Raw genomic sequence first — 18,366 nt, 5'->3', positions numbered from 1 at the left:
GCCGCAAACGACTTCCTTTGGTCACGCGGCTGAGCCATTCTGAGGTCATGTCGACGCTTCTCGCCCTCGCCAGCACCGTCCTTTTGCTGCAGGCCGCTCCCTCCGTGGGGCTGGTTTCGTATGAGGAGGCGGTGCGCTGTGCGGGCCTGACCCAGGCCGCGTCGGAGCTTGAAGGCGGAGAGAGCGCCCAGGGGCGTCGGCTGTATGACGCCGCGCTCTATTGGTCCCTGGCGGCCATGCAGGCCGCGACGGCGGCGGGCAAGGCGGCGCCGGCCGCCGAGGCCGATCAGACCCGCGCGCGTATCACCGCGGTGCGCCAGCTTAACGCCGAGGCGCCCGAGGCCCGCGCCAATCTGCAACGCTGCCAGCAGAAGACGCCGAAACTCGACTAGGTCGCCGGCTTAAGGCCAAGCCGAACCGCATTCCCGGCGCTGCGTTTGCATTGGACGCCGCAGGTGACGCAGTCTGCGTCCCGAAGCGGGATAACCGAGGTCCAGCATGTTCGAATTCGGCCGTGATCTTCGAAAACTCTTCGCCCAGGCGCGAGAGAGCGAAGACCTGGGCTGGGTCGAACTGATCGGCGCGGATCTGCTGCGCGCCGAGGCGAGACGCGAGGCCACGGACGCCGGACGCGTCTCCTGCGCCCGTCCCTTCGAGACAGAAAACCGCGCCTGCGCCCTGTGGCGCGAACACGCCCGGCGCACCGGCGCCGCCGACAGTCTGGACCGGGCCGAACGCTGCGCCGACAGCTTGGCGCGTTCAGCCGTGGGCGAGGACCAGATCGCGCGGGCCGCCATGGCCAAGGCGGCGGTGCTGATGTTGCGCTTTGATCTGTGCGGCGATCCCGCCCGTCTTGACCGCGCGGCGACGACCCTTGCGGCGATCGGGCAGCCGCGCAGCCGACGCATCGCCATCGGCATGGCCGCGCTTCACGCGCGGCTGACGGTCCGCACGGCTCGGCTGAGCGGCGACATCGCCCGCCTTCATCAGGCGGCTGACTTGATGGATGAGGCGGTGCGCAGGAACGACGCCGAGGACATGGATTTGCGTATGGATCGCGCGGCCCTGTCGCTGGAAATGGGCGTGGTCCAGCGCGACGTGCATCTGCTGGATCAGGCCGGCCGCGACCTGGGCGCCCTCGTCGAGGCCGCATCTCCCGACCATCGCCCCCTGACCCGCGCTCGGGCCCTGGCTCTGTGCGGCGCTGGCCTGTCGGCCCTGGCCGCCATCGCGGGGCATGACGAGGCCCGCAACCAGGGGCGGACCATGTTCGACGCCGCCGCCGATCAGTTCACCCCGGATCACAGCCCGCTGGACTGGGCCGCGATCCAGGTGCTGCGTGTCGGCGACGACGCCCAGCCGCTGATGCTGCTGGCCCAGGCGGAAGCCCTGACGCAGGGCGGCGAACTGATCATCGGCGCCCTGGCGCGCGAGCGGCGCATCACGCGTGAGGTGGCCTTGGCCGAGGCGGTCAAGAACCTGACCGCCCTGATGACGCTGGAAACCCGCCTTCGCGCGCGCATGGCGGCCGCGACGCCGCTCGACTGGGCCGCCGATCAGATCGGCATGGCCGAGATCATGTTGGCGCGGCATCGGCTGGGCGGCGTCGCCCCGACCGATCTGGGGCTGATCCTGGGCGAGGCGGCGATGACGGCGCGGGAAATGGGCGTCGACGCCCTCGCCGACCGCGCCGAGGCGCTTCTGAGGCCCTAGACCTCAGCCGCCCATGGCGACGAAGGCGCCGTTCAGGAACCGCGTCTTGCCATAGGCCATCCGCTGCCCGTCATCGGCCAGAACCCGCCCGCCGGCGGCTTCCAGCACCGCCTGGCCCGCTGCGGTGTCCCATTCCGAGGTCGGACCCGTGCGCGGATAGGCGTCGAACCGCCCCTCGGCGATCAGGCAGAATTTCAGCGACGAATCCGTCCCCTGCCAGCGCGAGCAGCCGTGACGGGCGGCCAGACGCGTCGCCTCTTCGTCGGTGACGCTGTGGCTCAGCAGGGCCATGCCTTCCTGCGGCCGGTCGCGCACCCGGATCGGACGCCAGTCCTCGCCCGCATGGGCCTCGCCGGCCTGAAGGGCGCCGAACTGACGCCGAAAGGCGCCCCCCTCGGGCTTGTCGGTGCGCCAGGTCGTCGCCGTCGCCGGCGCCGTCACCACGCCCGCGACCGGATAGCCGTCATGGATCAGGGCGATATTGACGGTGAAGGCCTCGCCGCCGCGCACGAAACCGCGTGTGCCGTCCAGCGGATCGATCAGCCAGAACCAGTCCTCGGCCGTCTCAGGCGCGCCGTCGGCCGACACGGCCTCTTCCGCCACCGTCTGCACGCCGGGATACAGCGCCGCCAGCCGCTCCAGGATCAGAGCCTCGGCCGCCCGGTCGGCCTGCGTCACCGGGCTGTCGTCGGACTTGGTCTCGACCGCCGTGCCTGCGCGCCAATAGGGCAGGATCAGCCGCGCGGCCTCCTCTGCGATCTCAGCGATGGCCAGGGACAGCGCGCCGGACGTCAGATCGCGCTCAAGAGCAGGTGTCGAAGAGGTCGTCATTGGCGGGTCGATAGACCATCCGGGCGGTTCCATGAACCGGCAAATCACTCCAACTTCGCGCGCGACACGAACTGTGACCTGAGCGCGCCAGACATCATGACCTCCCCCCACGACACAGACGCCGCTCCGCTGGACCTTCCGGTCGATGGGACTGAGCTGGCGACCTATATCGCGGCCAAGCTGTGCCATGACTTCATCAGTCCGTCGGGCGCCATCGTCTCCGGCCTGGACCTGATGCAGGACCCGACGGCTCAGGACATGCGCGACGACGCCCTGGCCCTGATCGAGCAGAGCGCCCGCAAGATGGTCGCCCTGGTTCACTTCGCCCGCGTCGCCTTCGGCGCCGCCACCACCAGCGAGCGGTTCACCGCGCGCGAGATCGAAGGCCTTGTCTCCGGCATGGTCCAGGGCGGCCGCGCCTCGCTGGACTGGCGCATCGCAGACGGCGAGTTCACCAAGCCTCAAGCCCGCGCCCTGACCAACCTCGCCTATCTGACCGTCGGCGCCCTGCCCATGGGCGGCGTCGCTACGATCCAGTCGCGGGTGGAAAACGGACTGCTCTATCTGGAGGGCGCCGCCGAGGGCGCCCGCGCCCGGTTGAAGCCCGAAGCGGTTACAGGTCTGGCCGGCGAACGGCTGGCCGAAGGCTTGGCCGGACAGTGGATCCAACCCTATTGGCTGTGGCTGACGGTGACAGAGGCTGGCGGCGCCTTACGCGTCAAGGTTGAAGACGGAAAGGTCACACTGGCGGCGCGAATGCCCCTCTGACCCCATTTCCCAACGACTCATTAACTGGCGTTTGAGATAAAAACAGTCCATGCGCCTCGGGCGAAAGCCACCGTGACTTTGAGGGACCGATCTTGGACTTCCGAACCTGCCTGATCGTCGACGACAGCCGCATCATCCGTAAGGTTGCGCGCCGTATCGTCGAGGGCCTGGGTTACGAGGTCGACGAGGCGGCGGACGGGTCCGAGGCCCTGGCCTACTGCACCGGCGTCATGCCCGACGTGCTGCTGGTAGATTGGAACATGCCGGTGATGGACGGCATCACCTTCCTACGTCGTCTGCGCGCCATGCCGGGCGGCAAACAGCCCAAGGTCCTGTTCTGCACGATTGAGACCCGCCCCGAGCGGATCGCCGAAGCCCTGGCCGCCGGCGCCGACGACTATGTGATGAAGCCGTTCGACGGCGAAATCCTGCAGTCCAAGCTGACGGAGGTCGGAGCGATCGCCGCATGACGCCTGAGGACTTCGACAAGCTGCAGTCCCTTCTCGCCACCCGCGCCGGCTATCGACTGACGCGGGATCGGATGCATTTGGCCGAACACCGGCTGGGTCCGATCGCGCGGCGCGAGGGCTACGCCAATGTCGAGGCCCTGCTGATGAACCTGTGGGCCAATCCGGTCGCCTCGCTGGCTTGGTCGGTGATCGAGGCCCTGCTGAACGCCGAGACCTGGTTCCGTCGCGACCGCACCCCCTTTCGCATCCTTGAAACCGAACTGCTGCCGGCTCTGTCCAAGGCGCGGCCCGACGGACGGATCAAGATGTGGTCGGCCGGCTGTTCGACTGGCCAGGAGGCCTGGTCCATCGCCATGGCGGCCAGGGAGATCGGCGTCGACGTCGATCTGGTCGCCACCGACCTGTCGCAGCGCGCGATCGAAAAGGCGCGCTCGGGCCTCTACACCGGCTTCGAGATCCAGCGCGGGCTCACGGCCAGGACCATGCTGCGCTGGTTCGAACCACGCGAAGATCAGTGGATCGTCAAGGCCGAACTGGCCGACGCCGTGCGTTTCGGTCGGGCCAACCTGCTGGACGAACCGACCGATGACGCCCGTTTCGACGTCATCTTCTGCCGCAATGTCATGACCGATATGGACCCGTCGCGCCGGGCGCGTCTGCTCGACGGACTGGAGCGCCGCCTGGTCGATGACGGCTGCCTGCTTCTGGGCGTGGACGAAAGTCTGGAAGGCGAGACGGTCGCCTTCCGCGCCGTGAACGGCCGTCGAGGCCTGTATGTAAAGGCGCCGTCCGCGCTTCGCCGCGCCGCCTGACCCCGCCCTTTATGCGGGCGATCAGCCCGCGTGCAGCTCCTGCTTCACCCGTTCCGCCAGGGTCTTGATGTCCAGCGGCTTGGGCAGGAAGGACACGCCCGTCTCGTCCTGCAACAGGTCCGAGAAGTCGCTCTCGGCATAGCCAGAAATGAACATGACCGGCGCGTCGCCCAGATATTTGCGCGCCTTCTTCAGCAAGGACGGCCCGTCCAGCCCCGGCATGATGACGTCCGAGATCATCATGTCGATCTGGCCGGCGTGTTCCTCGGCCAGCAGCAGGGCTTCCTCGCCGTCGGCGGCCTCGATGACCTCATAGCCCCGCTGGCGCAGCAGCCGGGCGGCGATGCCGCGCACGGCGTCCTCGTCCTCGACGAACAGGATGCGGCCGGCGCCCGACAGGTCGCGCGGCGCCTTGGCCTTGACCTCGACCGGCTGAACCTCAGCCAGCTCCGCCTCGCCCGCCGCCGGCAGGAATATGCGGAAGGCGGCTCCAGCCCCCTCGATATTGCTGACGGTGATATGGCCGCCCGCCTGCTGCACGATGCCATAGACGGTGGCCAGGCCCATGCCGGTGCCCTCGTTCACCGCCTTGGTGGTGAAGAAGGGCTCGAAGATCTTGTCCGCCAGTTCGGGCGGCACGCCGGGTCCGGTGTCCGACACCTCGATCAGGGCCACCTCGTCCGTCGGCGCATCGACCCAGCCCAGGGCCCGCGCCTCGTCGCCCGTCAGGCGCCGGGTGGCGATGGTGACGACGCCGGCGCCCGGCTCGACCACGCCGCGCATGGCGTCGCGCGCATTGACGGCCAGGTTCATCACCGCCGTCTCCAGCTGAGACTTGTCGGCCAGCACGACCGGCAGATCGCGCCCGTAGTCGGTCTCCAGCCGCACGTCCTCGCGCAACAACCGCCGCAGCAGGATGGCGAACTCGCCCACCAGTTCACCCAGGTCCAGCCGCTCGCGCCGCACCGTCGACTTGCGCGAGAAGGCCAGCAGCTTGCGCACTAGATCGGCCGCGCGAATGGCCGTCTGACGGATCTCGTTCAGGCCTTCGTAGGAGGGATCGCCCACCGGGTGCCGTTCCAGCAGACCCGACAGCTGAAGCTGGATCGCCGTCAGCAGATTGTTGAAATCGTGCGCCACGCCCCCGGCCAGCTGGCCCACGGCCTGCATCTTCTGGGCCTGGTTGAGTTGAAGCTCCATCGACTTCTGGCCCGAGACGTCGAACAGCCAGATGCGCCGCTTGTCGCCCTCGGGCGCCACATACAAATGCAGCATCTTGTCGGGATAGGCCCGTGCGACCAGTTCGATCGGGCCCGACGATCCGCCCGCCAGCTTCAGCCGCGCCTCGGCGATACCGCCCGGATCGAACAGATGCCCAAAGGCCGCATCGCGCGCCGCCCCCGGCCCGGTCAGGACCGCCAGCGCCGGATTGGCCTCTTCCGCGCGGCCGGAAAACAGGTCGTCGCCGCCGATCACGGCCGAGCCGAACGGCGCCCCGGCGGCCATGGCCCGCGCCTCGCCGGTCGCCGCGGCGGCGGGCGTGTGCACAGGCGCGGCGGCGATGGGCAGGACGGCGTCCGGCGCCGCGCGCATCAAAAACCGCCCCTCGCCCGCCTGGCCGATGACGACCTCGACCTCGCGCTGTCCGATCATGACGATGGCGCGGCCCGGCTCGCCTTTGCGCGCCTGGGCGAAGGCCATGTACAGCGCCTGGGCCGACTTGCCGCGCGGCAGGGCGCCGGTCGCGCCGTTGGCCTCGGACCAGGCGGCGTTGAAGGCCAGGATCTGCCCTGAATCCCACACTAGCGCCGCCGGTTCGGCCATGGCGTCCAGCACCTCGATAGCCGCGTCGCTGCTCGGCTTGGCGTCCGCCGCCCGGCGGAAGCCGAACAGACCGATCAGGGCGATCGCGCCCACCGTCAGGATCAGCACCAGTCCCGGCGCCGAAATCGGATTGTCCCGAAAGGCCGGATAGGCCAGGGCCGCGATCGCCACGACGACCCCGAACGCCATCACGCCGGACAACAGGTCGAACGAAGGGCGGCGGGTGGACGTCATACAGCCTCGCGAATCAGTGTTGCGATCATACGCCCAAATCCTGACGCCGCCTTACCGGCGCTTGCGGGACTGGAAGACGAAGCCGATGATCTTGGCGGCGGCGTCGAAATGTTCGCGCGGAATGACCTCGTCCACCTCGACGGTCGCGTACAGGGCGCGCGCCAGCGGCACGTTCTCGACGATCGGCACGCCGTGTTCGGTCGCCACTTCGCGGATGCGCAGGGCCAGGGCGTCGACGCCCTTGGCCACGCAGATCGGCGCCCCGTCGCCCTGATCCGGCTCATAGCGCAGGGCGACCGAATAGTGGGTCGGGTTGGTCACGATGACGGTGGCCTTGGGCACATTGGCCATCATCCGCTGGCGGCTGCGTTGCATGCGGATCTGCTTCAGCTTGGCCTTGATGTGCGGATCGCCTTCGGACTGTTTGAAGTCTTCCTTCAGCTCTTCCTTGGTCATGCGCATCCGCTTGGCGAAGCGCATCTTCTGCCAGATGAAGTCGGCCCCGGCCGTGGCGCCCAGCAGGATGATCGAGGCCACGAACAGCGAGATGGCCATGTCGCGCGCCAGCGGCAGGATCGCCAGCGGGCTGATCGAGGCCATGTTCTCGAACTCGCGCAGGTGCGGCTTCAACACCATCCAGCACACCGCGCAGACGGCGATCAGCTTCAGGAGGGTCTTGACGAACTGCGCCAGGCCGTCGGGGCCGAAGATGCGTTTGAACCCCTGCATCGGACTGACCGCCGACCATTTGGGCTTCAGCTTTTCGGCGGTGAAGATCAGGCCGGACTGGGCGACGTTGCCCCCGACACCGCCCAGGATGGTCGCCAGCATGACGGCTCCCAGAAAGGGCGCCACGGCCCAGACGGCGCGCACCATGATCTGGTTGCCCGCGCCCGAGTTCAGCACGCCCAGCATCTCGTGCGGGGCGGCGATAAAGGGCAGCATCTGTTCGGCGATGGACGAGGCGAACCAGCCGCCCCCCATCAGGATCACCGCCGCCGCCCCCGCCAGTGACAGCACCTGGGCGACGTCGGGCGACTTGGCCGCATCGCCCTTCTTTCGGGCGTCCTCAAGCTTTCGCGGGGTCGCCTCTTCGGTTTTCGACTCGGGATCCGCGCCTTCAGCCACCAGGGCCTCCCAGCACGAAATACTCCGCCAGACGGCGGTAGCGGTCGATGAAGAGGGTGCCCAGCGCACCCAGGCTGAGGGCGAAGATCGACAGGCCCAGGATGACGCTCAAGGGCGCAGCGGCGAAATAGACCTGGAACGACGGCATGACCCGCGCCACCAGGCCGGACGCCAGGTTGAAGATCAAGGCGAAGACCAGCACCGGCGCCGACAACTGCACGCCCAGCAGGAAGCTGTCGCCCAGGGTCCGAACCGCCATCTGGGTGAAGTCGGTCATCATCAGCGGCTGCGCCGGCGAGATCAGCCGATACGAGCCCACCATGCCGGCGATGAACAGGTGATGGGTGTCGGTGGCGAACAGCAGCGTCACCCCCAGCAGGGCCAGAAAGGCGGCGATGGTCGAACCGGGCTGGGCCTGCATCGGATTGGCGGTCTGGGCGAAGCTGAGCGTCGTCTGCAACGACACGATCTCGCCCGCCGTCGCCAGGGCGCTCATGAACATGCGCAGCAGAAGGCCGATCATCAGGCCGACGACCACCTCGCGGATGATCCACCCGACCATCAAACCCATGCTGTCCGGCAGGCCCGGCAGCGATGCGCGCACCACCGGCCACAGCGCCAGACTGATGACCAGGGCCAGCGACAGTCGCACGCGCGGCGGCACATAGGCCTCGCCGAAGCCGGGGATCAGCATCAGGATCGCCCCGATCCGGGCGAAGATCAGCCCGCCGGCCCAGACCTGATCGGCGGTCGCCCACGAATCCATGTCTAGAGTTTGTCCACTACATCCCCGCGATGCGGGCCGCGATCTGGCGCATGAAGCCGCCCAACAGGGCGCCCATCAGCGGCAGGAACAGGATCAGTGAAACGAAGATGGCGATGATCTTGGGCGCATAGATCAGGGTCTGTTCCTGAATCTGCGTCAGGGCCTGAAACAGGCCGATCACCACGCCGACCACCAGGCCGACCAGCAGCACCGGCAGGCACAGCTGGATCGTCAGCCAGATGGCGTCGCGCCCGACGTCCAGAACTTCCGCGCCGTTCATCGGCCCACTCCAGCAACTACTGGGCAGAAAATGCCGACAGGATGGTTAACAGGCCGCTAACCAGACGCGTCTTCGTCTAGACCTTACAGCGGAAAAATCTCGTCAGCGGCCTTGAACGGCGCCGCTTCGATGCCGACTTCCCCGCCTTCGCCTTGGGGAGCGCCAGCCATTCGATTTCAGACGAATTAGACGAACTAGACTCTCTTTTTTCGACTTCGCCGTCTGAACGCGCGTCCGCCTCGTAATGGGACGGCTGACCCTCTCCCCTTCCCTCAAGCGCTCCGCTATCTAGGCCGCCATGACCGACGCCCCCGCCTCCAAAGTCTCCCAGGCCGACGCCGAAGCCGCCGTCCGCACCCTGATCGAATGGGCCGGCGACAACCCGGACCGCGAGGGTCTGCTGGAAACCCCCGCCCGCGTCGCCAAGAGCTACCGCGAGCTTTTCCAGGGCTATGAGGTCGATCCCCTCTCCTATCTGGAGAAGACCTTCGAGGAGACGGGCGGCTACGACCAGTTGGTCGTGCTGAAGGACATCCGCTTCGTCAGCTTCTGCGAGCACCATATGCTGCCGGTCGTGGGCAAGGCGCACGTCGCCTATCTGCCGACGGACCGCGTCGTCGGCATCTCCAAACTGGCCCGGGTCGTGCGCGGGTTCGCGCGGCGCCTGCAGATCCAGGAGAAGATGACCTCCGAGATCGCCGAGGCCATCCAGACCGTCCTTCGCCCGCACGGCGTCGGCGTGGTCATCGAGGCCGAACACAGCTGCATGACCCTGCGCGGCGTCAATGCGCCCGGCGCCAGCCTGTCGACCAGCCACCTGATCGGCGTCGTCCGCGACGATCCCCGCACCCGCGAGGAGTTCATGCGTCTGGTGCTGTCGTGACGTTCGCCTGACAGGCGAACTGGCCCGACGCTTGCGGTAAAGGGATCAAAGGAGGCGCTGACGATGCCCTGGTCCCTGATTTCGACCCGCAATGAGACAGTTCAGATCGCCCGCGGCGGCTGGCTGGACGCGCTGCGTTTCATCGTGGCCTTCCTGATCATCCTGCATCACTTCCAGGCCGCAGGGCCGGAGCCGCTCGCCCACTTGATCAATCCGATCTTCGAACGCGGCGGCTTCCTGCTGACCAACTTCTTCCTGATCGACAGCGGCTATGTGCTGATGCGCGTCTATGGCGCGGCGGTGGACAAGGGCCGGATGTCGCCCGGCGACTTCTTCCTGAAGCGGTTCCTGCGCGTCGTGCCTGCCCACCTGATCATGGGGCTTTCGCTGGTCGGCTTCGTGCTTCTGGCCACCGCCGCCGGCTCGCCGCCCCGCAACCCGGAATGGTTCGCCTGGGATCAGCTGCCGGCCCAGCTGCTGCTGCTGCAATCCTATGGCGTGCATGGCGGCCTGGGCTGGAACGCCCCGACCTGGTCGATCTCGGCCCTGATCGGCTGCTACCTGGCCTTCCCCTGGATCATTCGCGGCCTGATGCGCCTGGGCCCCTGGTCGGCCCTGGTCGTCGGCGTCGGCGTCTATCTGGTCGCCAACCAGCTGTGCTGGTCGTTCCTAGGCTATCCCGTCTATCAGATGCCGATGCGCTACGGCATCATCCGCGCCCTGCCGCTGTTCTTCGTAGGGATGTGCCTGGCCTGGTTCGCCCAGAAGGTCTGGATCGCGCCGCGCCTGGCCGGTTGGGCCGGGGTGCTGGCCGCCGTCGGCTTCTTCGCGCTTCAGCTCCACGACAAGCACGCCCTGGCCGCCCTGACCCTGATCTCGGTCATCATCCTGGCCGCCGGCGCCGTGCCTGTGACCAAGCCCTCGAAGTGGGTCGAAACGGCCGCCATGGTCTCCTTCTCCATGTTCATCTCCAACGAGGTGGTCCGCATCGTCTGGTTCGGCGTGGTCAATGCGGTGGAAGCCCGCGTTGGCTTGCCCCTCTTTGTTCAATGGGGCCTGTGGGGCCTGGGCGTCATGGCGGCGGTCGCCTTCGCCTTCGCCTTCCATTTCGCAATCGACAATCCGATCCAGACCCGCATCCGCGCCTGGCTGAAGCGTCGCAGCGCCCGGCGCGGCAAGGCCCAGCCCAAGCTCGGCCCGGTCATCTCCATCGACGGCTGACTGCCCTGAGCGAGCGGTGATCCTCGACCCCAAGGTCGCCTTGGCGACCGGCGATCCTCGACCAAAGTCGGTCTCTTCAGCCGCCTTCCTCTCGGTCAATGTCGCCGTCCACGCGTCCTCAAGGATGTGCAGAACGGCCGATAACGGCGACACGGGAGGAAATGGATCATGGCAACCGACGCACCCCTTGCGTCCGGAGGAGAGGAGCACACCGTCGATCGCAGCGATCGCCTGGTTATCCTCGCCTCATCGGTCGGCACCGTCATCGAGTGGTACGACTTCTATCTCTACGGCTCTCTGGCGGCGATCATCACCGTCCAGTTCTTCTCGGGCGTCAACGAGACGACCGGCTATATCTTCGCCCTGATGGCCTTTGCGGCAGGGTTTGCGGTGCGGCCCTTCGGCGCCATCGTCTTCGGGCGGCTGGGCGATCTTTGGGGGCGCAAGAACACCTTCCTCGTCACCATGCTGCTGATGGGTCTGTCGACCTTCGTCGTCGGTCTGTTGCCGCCCTATGCGGTCATCGGCATCGCCGCGCCCATCATCCTGGTGCTGATGCGCCTGATCCAGGGTCTGGCCCTGGGCGGTGAATACGGCGGCGCCGCCACCTACGTCGCCGAGCATGCTCCGCAGGGCAAACGCGGCTACTACACCTCCTTCATCCAGATCACGGCGACCGCCGGCCTGGTGCTGAGCCTCGTGGTGATCCTGAGCGTTCGCTACACGCTGGGCGAGGAAGCCTTCGCCGCCTGGGGCTGGCGCATTCCGTTCCTGGTCTCGATCCTGCTGCTGGGCGTCTCCCTGTGGATCCGCCTGAAGCTGGCCGAAAGCCCGTCGTTCAAGCGGATGAAGGCCGAGGGTAAGGGCTCCAAGACCCCGCTGAAGGACAGCTTCGGCAAATGGCCCAACCTGAAGCTGGTGCTGATCGCCCTTCTTGGCCTCACCGCCGGTCAGGCCGTCATCTGGTACACGGGTCAGTTCTACGCCCTGTTCTTCCTGGAACGGGTCATGAAGGTCGACGCCACCCTGGTCTATGTGCTGCTGACCATCGCGCTTCTGGCCGCCTCGCCCTTCTTCATCTTCTGGGGCTGGCTGTCGGACAAGGTGGGGCGCAAGCCGATCATCCTGGCCGGCTGCCTGATCGCGGCCCTGACCTACTTCCCGCTGTTCAACGCCCTGACCCAGGCCGCCAATCCGAAACTGGCCGCCGCCGCCGCCTCGGCGCCGGTCACGATCTATGCCGATCCGGCAGACTGTAATCTGCAGTTCGATCCGGTGGGCAAGACGGTGTTCAACCACTCCTGCGACGTGGCCAAATCCTATCTGGCCAAGGCGGGTGTGACCTACACCAACGTCGCGGCGCCGGCGGGCACGGTCGCCGAGGTGCGCATCGGCGATCAGGTCGTCATCCCCAGCTTCCGGGGCGACGCCATGGCCCCGGCCGACTTCGCCGCGCAGAAGAAGACCTGGGACAAGAGCCTGGGCGAGGCCCTGACCGCCGCCGGTTATCCGGCCAAGGCCGACAGCGCCCTGGTCAACAAGCCGATGGTGGTGCTGATCCTGTTCATCCTCGGCTTCTATGTGACCATGGTCTACGGACCGATCGCGGCGGCCCTGGTCGAGATGTTCCCGACCAACATCCGCTACACCTCCATGTCCCTGCCCTATCACATCGGCAACGGCTGGTTCGGCGGCTTCCTGCCGACCACCGCCTTCGCCATCGTGGCGGCGACGGGCAACATCTACTCCGGCCTCTGGTACCCGATCGTGGTGGCCCTGGGGACGGTCGTTCTGGGCTTCCTGCTGGTCAAGGAAGGCAAGGACGTCGATCTGAACGCCTGATCCTGCTTTCAGGCGCAATGGAGGGCGGGTCGTCGCAGGACGGCCCGCCTTTCGCTTGTGAAACACCCCGTGCCCGGTTCAGATGCCCCGATGTTCAGCCTGACGATCCTCGGCCTGGTGGCCGCCTATATGGCGGTGCTGTTCGCCGTCGCCTGGTCTCAGGAACGACCGTCGGCGCGCGCGCGCGGCAAGGGCTTGGGGCCGTCGGTCTACGCCCTGTCCTTGGCCATCTACTGCACCTCATGGACCTACTACGGCGCGGTCGGCACGGCGGCGCGCGACGGGTGGGAGTATCTGCCCATCTACATCGGCCCGGTGATCGGTCTGACCCTGCTGTTCCCGCTATGGCGCCGGATCGCGGCGGCGGCCCGGCGCGAGAACGTGGGCTCCATGGCCGACTTCGTGGCCTCGCGGTACGGCAAGAGCCAGACCCTGGGCGCGGCGGTCACGGTCGTCGCCATCCTGGGGTCGCTGCCCTATATCGCGCTGCAGCTGAAGTCGCTGTCGATGGCCGGCGCCCTTCTGACCGCCGGCACGCCGGTGGCGGGATCCGAGGGTCTGACGGTTCTGGTGCTGGCCGGCGTCCTGGCCTTCTTCGCCATCCTGTTCGGGGCGCGCCGTCCCGACCTGACCGAGCACAATCGCGGCCTGATCCAGGCGATCGGGCTGGAGTCGATGGTCAAGCTGGGCGCCCTGCTGTTCGTCGCCGTCTTCGCTTTGGTCCTGCTGCTGAACGAAGGCTCGCCCCCGCGCATCATAGAGGGCCTGGGCGCCCTGGCCGCACCGCCCGAGGTCACGCCGCGCTTCACCGCCATCACCCTGCTGTCGACCCTGGCCGTCTTCTGCCTGCCGCGCCAGTTCCATGTCGCCTTCGTCGAAGGCGGTCAGCCATCGGACGTGAAGCGGGCGCGCTGGATCTTTCCGCTCTATCTGCTGCTGACCAGTCTGGCGGTGCTGCCGCTGGTGGCGGCGGGCGCCCTGTTCGCGCCGTCGGTCAATCCGGACCTGCTGGTGCTGGCCCTGCCGTTCCAGCGGGGCGAGACCCTGCTGACGGCCGTGGTCTTCGTCGGCGGCTTCTCGGCCGCCACCGCCATGGTCATCGTCGAGGCCGTCGCCCTGTCGGCCATGGTGTCCAACAGCCTGATCCTGCCGTTTTTGGCGCGCGAGCGTTGGCGGGTGCGCGGCGACGCCTCGGACATGGCGGGGACGATTCTTCAGGTGCGGCGCGGGGCCATTGTCGCGGTCCTGTTGCTGGCCTGGCTCTATTATCAGGCGACGGACCAGTCGCGCGGCCTGGCGGCCATGGGGCTGGTGTCATTCGCCGCGATGGCCCAGCTGGCGCCGGCCCTGTTCGGCGCGGTCCTGTGGCGGGGCGGCCATGCGCAAGGGGCGCTGGCGGGCATGACGGTCGGCATGGGCGTCTGGATCGTCATGCTGGCCATGCCCCAGTTGTCGCCCGGCGCGCCGTGGCACCTGCATGTCATGCTGGGGGTCAAGGATCCGCTGGCGCTCGGCGTCTTCGTCAGCCTGGTGCTGAACCTGGCGGCCTATGTCGGCGTGTCGCGCTTTGCTCAGCCCCGCCTGATCGACCGTGTTCAGGCCCGCGCCTTCGTGGATCGGCTGGGACCGGACTGGATGGAGGCCCGGCCCGCGCCGTCGGGCGCCTCGGTCGGCGATCTGCGCGCCCTGGTCGCCCGCTTCATCGGCGACGAACGGGCCGAGCGCGCCTTCACCGCCTGGGGCGATGAGACCGACACAAAGCTCCGCGACGCCGATCCGGCCGATGCGGCCCTGGCCCGCGCCGCCGAGCGGATGCTGGCGGGCGCCATCGGCGCGGCCTCTGCGCGTCGGGTTATCTCAGCGGCGCTGGCCGGCGTCGGGCGCGCGCCCGAGGACGTGGTGCGGATGCTGGACGAGGCGTCCCAGGCCGTCCAGTTCAACCGCGACCTGCTGCAGACCACGCTCGACAACATCGACCAGGGCGTGATCGTGGTGGACGAGGATCTGCGCGTCACCGCCTGGAACCGGCGCTACGTCGCCATGTTCGACCTGCCGCCCGGCTTCGTCCACGTCGGCCTGCCCATCGCCGTCATCTATCGCCTGAACGCCGAGCGCGGCGAAAGCCCCGACGACATCGAGGCCTGGGTCGAGCGGCGGCTGGAGGCGCTGAGCCGCCGAATCCCCCACGACCACGAACGCCAGCAGCCGGACGGCCGGGTGCTGCGCTCCTCCGGCGCGCCGATCCCCGGCGGCGGCTACGCCACCAGCTACACCGACATCACCGCCTTGCGCCAAGCCGCGCGCGAGCTGGAAGAGGCCAACGAACGGCTGGAGGCGCGCGTGGCGGACCGCACCGCCCGGCTGGACGAGGCCCGGCGCGTCGCCGAAGACGCCACGGCCTCCAAGACCCGGTTCCTGGCCGCCGCCAGCCACGACCTGCTGCAACCGCTGCACGCCGCCCGCCTGTTCATCGCCGCCCTGAAGGAGGAGCCGGCGCTGGAAGACGCGACCAGCCGCACCCTGGCCGTCAACGCGGACCGCGCCATCGACAGCGCCCACCGTCTGCTGACCGCCCTGCTGAACCTGTCCAAGCTGGAGGCCGGCGGGGTGCGGACCAATGTCGCGCGGTTGTCGCTGGGCGGGCTGTTCGACGAACTGCGCCGCGAGTTCGCGCCTGTGGCCGAGGCCAAGGGTCTGGACCTGACCGTGATGTCCAGCCGCCTGTGGGTCGCGTCCGACCGCGACCTGCTGCGTTCCATGCTGCAAAATCTGGTGGCGAACGCCCTCCGCTATACGGATGCCGGCCGGGTGCTGGTCGGAGCGCGTCGACGGGGCGGGACGGTGCAGCTGTTCGTGTGCGACACCGGGCGCGGCATTCCCGACACCGACCACGAAACCGTCTTCGGCGAGTTCGTGCGTCTGCCGGGCGCCGTCGATGAACCGGGCGCGGGCCTGGGTCTGGCCATCGTGCGCCGCCTGTCCAGCCTGTTGGATCACCCGCTGGAGCTGAGCTCGCGTGTCGGGCGCGGCACGACCTTCCGGATCACCGTGCCGCGCAGCGCGGCCGACCGGCCTGCCGAGGCACCGCCTGTGCGCGAGGCGCGCCTGCCGCTGGCGGGCCTGCGCGTGCTGTGCGTGGACAATGAGCCGGTGATCCTGGACGCGCTGAACGCCCTGCTCACCCGCTGGGGCGCACGCCCGACGCTGGTCGCCGGCGTCGAGGCGGCCAAGGCGGCGCCAGGGCCGTTCGACGCCGCCGTGGTCGATCTGCATCTGGGCGACGGGCCCGAAGGGTTCGCCGTCATCGACTGGCTGAGGCCCCAGGGCGTGCGCCGCATCGCCCTGGTCACCGCAGACACCCGCGACGGGCTGAACGAACAGGCGACGGCGGCCGGCGCCGTCCTTCTGCCCAAGCCGATCAAGCCGGCGGCGCTGAAGGCCTTCCTGTCGAGCTAGGGGTTGGTGAGCTAAGCCGGGTCCAGCGACTTGGCCAGGATCACCGCCTGGGTCCGGTTGTGAACGCCCAGCTTTCGAAACACGCTGGTCAGATGCGCCTTGATGGTGGCTTCGGAGACGCCGAGGTCGAAGGCGATCTGCTTGTTCAGCCGGCCGGCCTTCAGCCCTTCCAGGATTCGCAGTTGCGACGGCGTCAGGCTGGCCACGCGGCCGGCCAGATCGTCGTCGGCCTCCGGCACATCCGGCGCCCAGCTGTCGCCGGCCAGAATGGCGGCGATCGCCTCGACCATCTGCGGCAGGGACGACGACTTGGGAATGAAGCCGGCGGCGCCCAGACCCAGGGCGTGACGCACCACCGGCGCATCCTCGCTGGCCGAGACCACCGCGACCGGGACCGTCGGCTGTTCGGCCCGCACGGCTGCGAGGCCCGCCATGCCCTCGCTGTCCGACAGTTTCAGATCCAGCAGCAACAGATCAACGGGTCCCGCGACCATCGCCGCCCGGGCGTCGGCCAGGCTGGCGCATTCCACCACCTGCGCGCCCGGCGCCGCCTTGTCGACGGCCGAGCGCAGGGCGGCGCGAAACAGGGGATGGTCGTCGGCGACGACGATGCGATCCATGGGCTTCCTTCCGTGCGCGGCGTCTGACCGGCCGCGTCGTCGCCATCATGGCGCGGTTCGACTTTGGTCGAAATTAGACCAATGGCCAATGGCTCCCCGAGGCCGGAGGCGGAAAGGTCGCCAAAGGGACGCCCGCGCCAGACGGGCGCGGGAGGTTCATCATGATCACGAAAAGCCTGATGGCGGGAGCCGCCGCCGTTGCGCTGATGGCGACGCCCAGCCTGGCCTCGGCCCAGGACCAGGCCGCGCTCGAGGCGCGCATCGCCCAGCTCGAAGCCCAGTTGAACGCCCTGAAGTCCGAGGTCGTCGCCGCCCGAACCCAGCAGGCGGCGCAACAGCAGGACATCATCCGCCTGGAGACCCGCCCGGCCGCGCCGGCCCCGGTCCAGCAGGCCGCGGCGCCAGCGGTTCAGGGCGAGGGCTTCCGCATCGGCGACCACACGGTCAAGTTCGGCGGCTTCGTCAAGGTGGACGCCTACGCCACCCGCTATTCGGGCGGCGATCCGGTCAATGGCGACGCGCTGCGTGAATTCCACATTCCCGGCTCCATCCCCATCGGCGGCGCCGATGAGGATACGGCGACCGACTTCAACGCCCGCCAGACCCGGTTCTGGCTGACCACCGACGGCATGGTCGGCGGTCACAAGATCGGCACCCGGATGGAGATGGATTTCCAGACCCTGCCCGGCGCCGGCGACCAGCGCACCACCAGCCCGGCCAACCCGGCCCTGCGTCGCGCCTTCATCACCATCGACAACTGGCTGATCGGCCAGGAGTGGACCAACTTCCAGAACACCGCCGTCCTGCCCGAATCCGCCGACTTCATCGGCGCGGCCGAGGGCACGGTCTTCGCCCGCCAGGTTCAGGTCCGCTACACCCGCGGGCCCTTCTCGGTCGCGGTCGAGAACCCCGAGACGACGGTGACCCCGTTCGGCGGGGGCGCGCGCATCGTCGCCGACGACAACAGCATTCCGGACTTCACCGCCCGCTATGCGGTGTCCAAGCCCTGGGGCGATTTCCAGTTCGCCGGCCTGCTGCGTCAGCTGAAATACCAGAACCCCGCGACGAACATCGATTCCACCGCGACGGGCTGGGGACTGTCGGCCTCGACCAAGATCAAGGTCGGCGCCAAGGACGATCTGCGCCTGATGGTGACGGGCGGCGAGGGCATCGGCCGCTATGTCGGTCTGAACTTCTCCAACGACGCGGTGCTGAACGGCTCGGGCGATCTGGATGCGATCGGCGTGGTCGCCGGCTTCGCGGCCTATCGCCACGTCTGGGCGCCCGGCTGGCGTTCCAGCCTGATCTGGTCGGCGCAGAAGGTGGACAACGACCTGGCCTTCACTGGCTTGGCCGCCAACCGTTCGGCCCAGAGCTTCCACGCCAACTTGATCTGGTCGCCGGTTACGGCGTTTGATGTCGGGGCCGAGCTGATGTTCGCAGACCGCGAGATCGAAACCGGCGCCAGCGGCGACATGACCCGACTGATCCTGTTCGCCAAATACGGATTCTGATTTG

General features: G+C 68.2%; 16 protein-coding genes. 10 read left to right on the top strand and 6 right to left on the bottom strand.

Features of this window, described 5'->3' with window-relative positions; genetic code table 11:
• Positions 1 to 47 precede the first annotated feature (47 nt).
• On the top strand, positions 48 to 392 hold the full coding sequence (locus tag ABIB58_RS03100; RefSeq protein WP_354039039.1) for a hypothetical protein: 345 nt from the start codon (positions 48 to 50) through the stop codon (positions 390 to 392).
• Positions 393 to 498: 106 nt separating this feature from the next.
• Positions 499 to 1,713 carry a hypothetical protein gene (locus ABIB58_RS03095; RefSeq protein WP_354039037.1) on the top strand — a complete coding sequence of 405 codons (1,215 nt, stop codon included), beginning with the start codon at positions 499 to 501 and terminating at the stop codon, positions 1,711 to 1,713.
• A gap of 3 nt (positions 1,714 to 1,716) precedes the next feature.
• On the opposite strand, the gene cysQ is transcribed toward ABIB58_RS03095, so the two are convergent.
• The gene (gene cysQ, locus ABIB58_RS03090) at positions 1,717 to 2,544 is read right to left on the bottom strand and encodes a 3'(2'),5'-bisphosphate nucleotidase CysQ (RefSeq protein ID WP_354039035.1); all 828 of its coding nucleotides are present in this window, start codon (positions 2,542 to 2,544) and stop codon (positions 1,717 to 1,719) included.
• A 96-nt stretch (positions 2,545 to 2,640) separates the two neighbouring features.
• Between cysQ and chpT the strand changes: the two genes are divergently transcribed.
• From chpT to ABIB58_RS03075, 3 genes are all read left to right on the top strand, one after another.
• Entirely contained in the window at positions 2,641 to 3,312 is a 672-nt protein-coding gene (gene chpT, locus ABIB58_RS03085; RefSeq protein ID WP_354039033.1) for a histidine phosphotransferase ChpT, read from the top strand.
• Between the two features lie 92 nt (positions 3,313 to 3,404).
• The gene (locus tag ABIB58_RS03080) at positions 3,405 to 3,782 is read left to right on the top strand and encodes a response regulator (RefSeq protein ID WP_354039031.1); all 378 of its coding nucleotides are present in this window, start codon (positions 3,405 to 3,407) and stop codon (positions 3,780 to 3,782) included.
• A complete protein-coding gene (locus tag ABIB58_RS03075) occupies positions 3,779 to 4,594 on the top strand; it encodes a CheR family methyltransferase (RefSeq protein ID WP_354039029.1) in 816 nt (271 codons plus the stop codon). The genes ABIB58_RS03080 and ABIB58_RS03075 overlap by 4 nt, the downstream gene beginning before the upstream one ends.
• A 21-nt stretch (positions 4,595 to 4,615) precedes the next feature.
• Here the strand turns inward: ABIB58_RS03075 and cckA are convergent, their stop codons facing one another.
• The 4 genes from cckA to fliQ are packed head-to-tail and all read right to left on the bottom strand — an operon-like array spanning position 4,616 to position 8,826.
• Positions 4,616 to 6,652 carry a cell cycle histidine kinase CckA gene (gene cckA, locus ABIB58_RS03070; RefSeq protein WP_295186710.1) on the bottom strand — a complete coding sequence of 679 codons (2,037 nt, stop codon included), beginning with the start codon at positions 6,650 to 6,652 and terminating at the stop codon, positions 4,616 to 4,618.
• A 51-nt stretch (positions 6,653 to 6,703) separates the two neighbouring features.
• A complete protein-coding gene (gene flhB / locus ABIB58_RS03065) occupies positions 6,704 to 7,780 on the bottom strand; it encodes a flagellar biosynthesis protein FlhB (RefSeq protein ID WP_295238328.1) in 1,077 nt (358 codons plus the stop codon).
• Positions 7,773 to 8,546 carry a flagellar biosynthetic protein FliR gene (gene fliR, locus ABIB58_RS03060; protein WP_354039026.1) on the bottom strand — a complete coding sequence of 258 codons (774 nt, stop codon included), beginning with the start codon at positions 8,544 to 8,546 and terminating at the stop codon, positions 7,773 to 7,775. Before fliR ends, flhB begins: the two co-directional genes overlap by 8 nt.
• Before the next feature lie 16 nt (positions 8,547 to 8,562).
• Positions 8,563 to 8,826 (bottom strand): flagellar biosynthesis protein FliQ, encoded by a 264-nt coding sequence (fliQ, locus tag ABIB58_RS03055; RefSeq protein WP_017505641.1) that lies wholly within the window; start codon positions 8,824 to 8,826, stop codon positions 8,563 to 8,565.
• A 298-nt stretch (positions 8,827 to 9,124) separates the two neighbouring features.
• Between fliQ and folE the strand changes: the two genes are divergently transcribed.
• The 4 genes from folE (at position 9,125) to ABIB58_RS03035 (ending at position 16,228) form a co-directional block, all read left to right on the top strand.
• Positions 9,125 to 9,709, top strand: a complete 585-nt coding sequence (gene folE, locus ABIB58_RS03050) for a GTP cyclohydrolase I FolE (RefSeq protein ID WP_039246287.1) — start codon at positions 9,125 to 9,127, stop codon at positions 9,707 to 9,709.
• Between the two features lie 63 nt (positions 9,710 to 9,772).
• Positions 9,773 to 10,930, top strand: a complete 1,158-nt coding sequence (locus ABIB58_RS03045) for an acyltransferase family protein (RefSeq protein ID WP_354039023.1) — start codon at positions 9,773 to 9,775, stop codon at positions 10,928 to 10,930.
• Between the two features lie 168 nt (positions 10,931 to 11,098).
• Complete coding sequence (locus ABIB58_RS03040) at positions 11,099 to 12,772, top strand: MFS transporter (protein ID WP_161640066.1); 1,674 nt, start codon at positions 11,099 to 11,101, stop codon at positions 12,770 to 12,772.
• 69 nt (positions 12,773 to 12,841) lie between these two features.
• Entirely contained in the window at positions 12,842 to 16,228 is a 3,387-nt protein-coding gene (locus ABIB58_RS03035; protein ID WP_354039020.1) for a hybrid sensor histidine kinase/response regulator, read from the top strand.
• 11 nt (positions 16,229 to 16,239) lie between these two features.
• On the opposite strand, the gene ABIB58_RS03030 is transcribed toward ABIB58_RS03035, so the two are convergent.
• The gene (locus ABIB58_RS03030) at positions 16,240 to 16,848 is read right to left on the bottom strand and encodes a response regulator (RefSeq protein ID WP_354039018.1); all 609 of its coding nucleotides are present in this window, start codon (positions 16,846 to 16,848) and stop codon (positions 16,240 to 16,242) included.
• Between the two features lie 161 nt (positions 16,849 to 17,009).
• On the opposite strand from ABIB58_RS03030, the gene ABIB58_RS03025 reads away from it, so the two are divergent.
• Positions 17,010 to 18,362 carry a DcaP family trimeric outer membrane transporter gene (locus tag ABIB58_RS03025; protein ID WP_354039015.1) on the top strand — a complete coding sequence of 451 codons (1,353 nt, stop codon included), beginning with the start codon at positions 17,010 to 17,012 and terminating at the stop codon, positions 18,360 to 18,362.
• Positions 18,363 to 18,366 lie beyond the last annotated feature (4 nt).

This window comes from Brevundimonas sp. UYEF29, assembly GCF_040546195.1.
GTDB classification, from domain to species: Bacteria; Pseudomonadota; Alphaproteobacteria; order Caulobacterales; family Caulobacteraceae; genus Brevundimonas; species Brevundimonas huaxiensis.
Note: the sequence above shows the minus strand (reverse complement) of the source record. Positions and strands in the feature narration are given on the sequence as shown.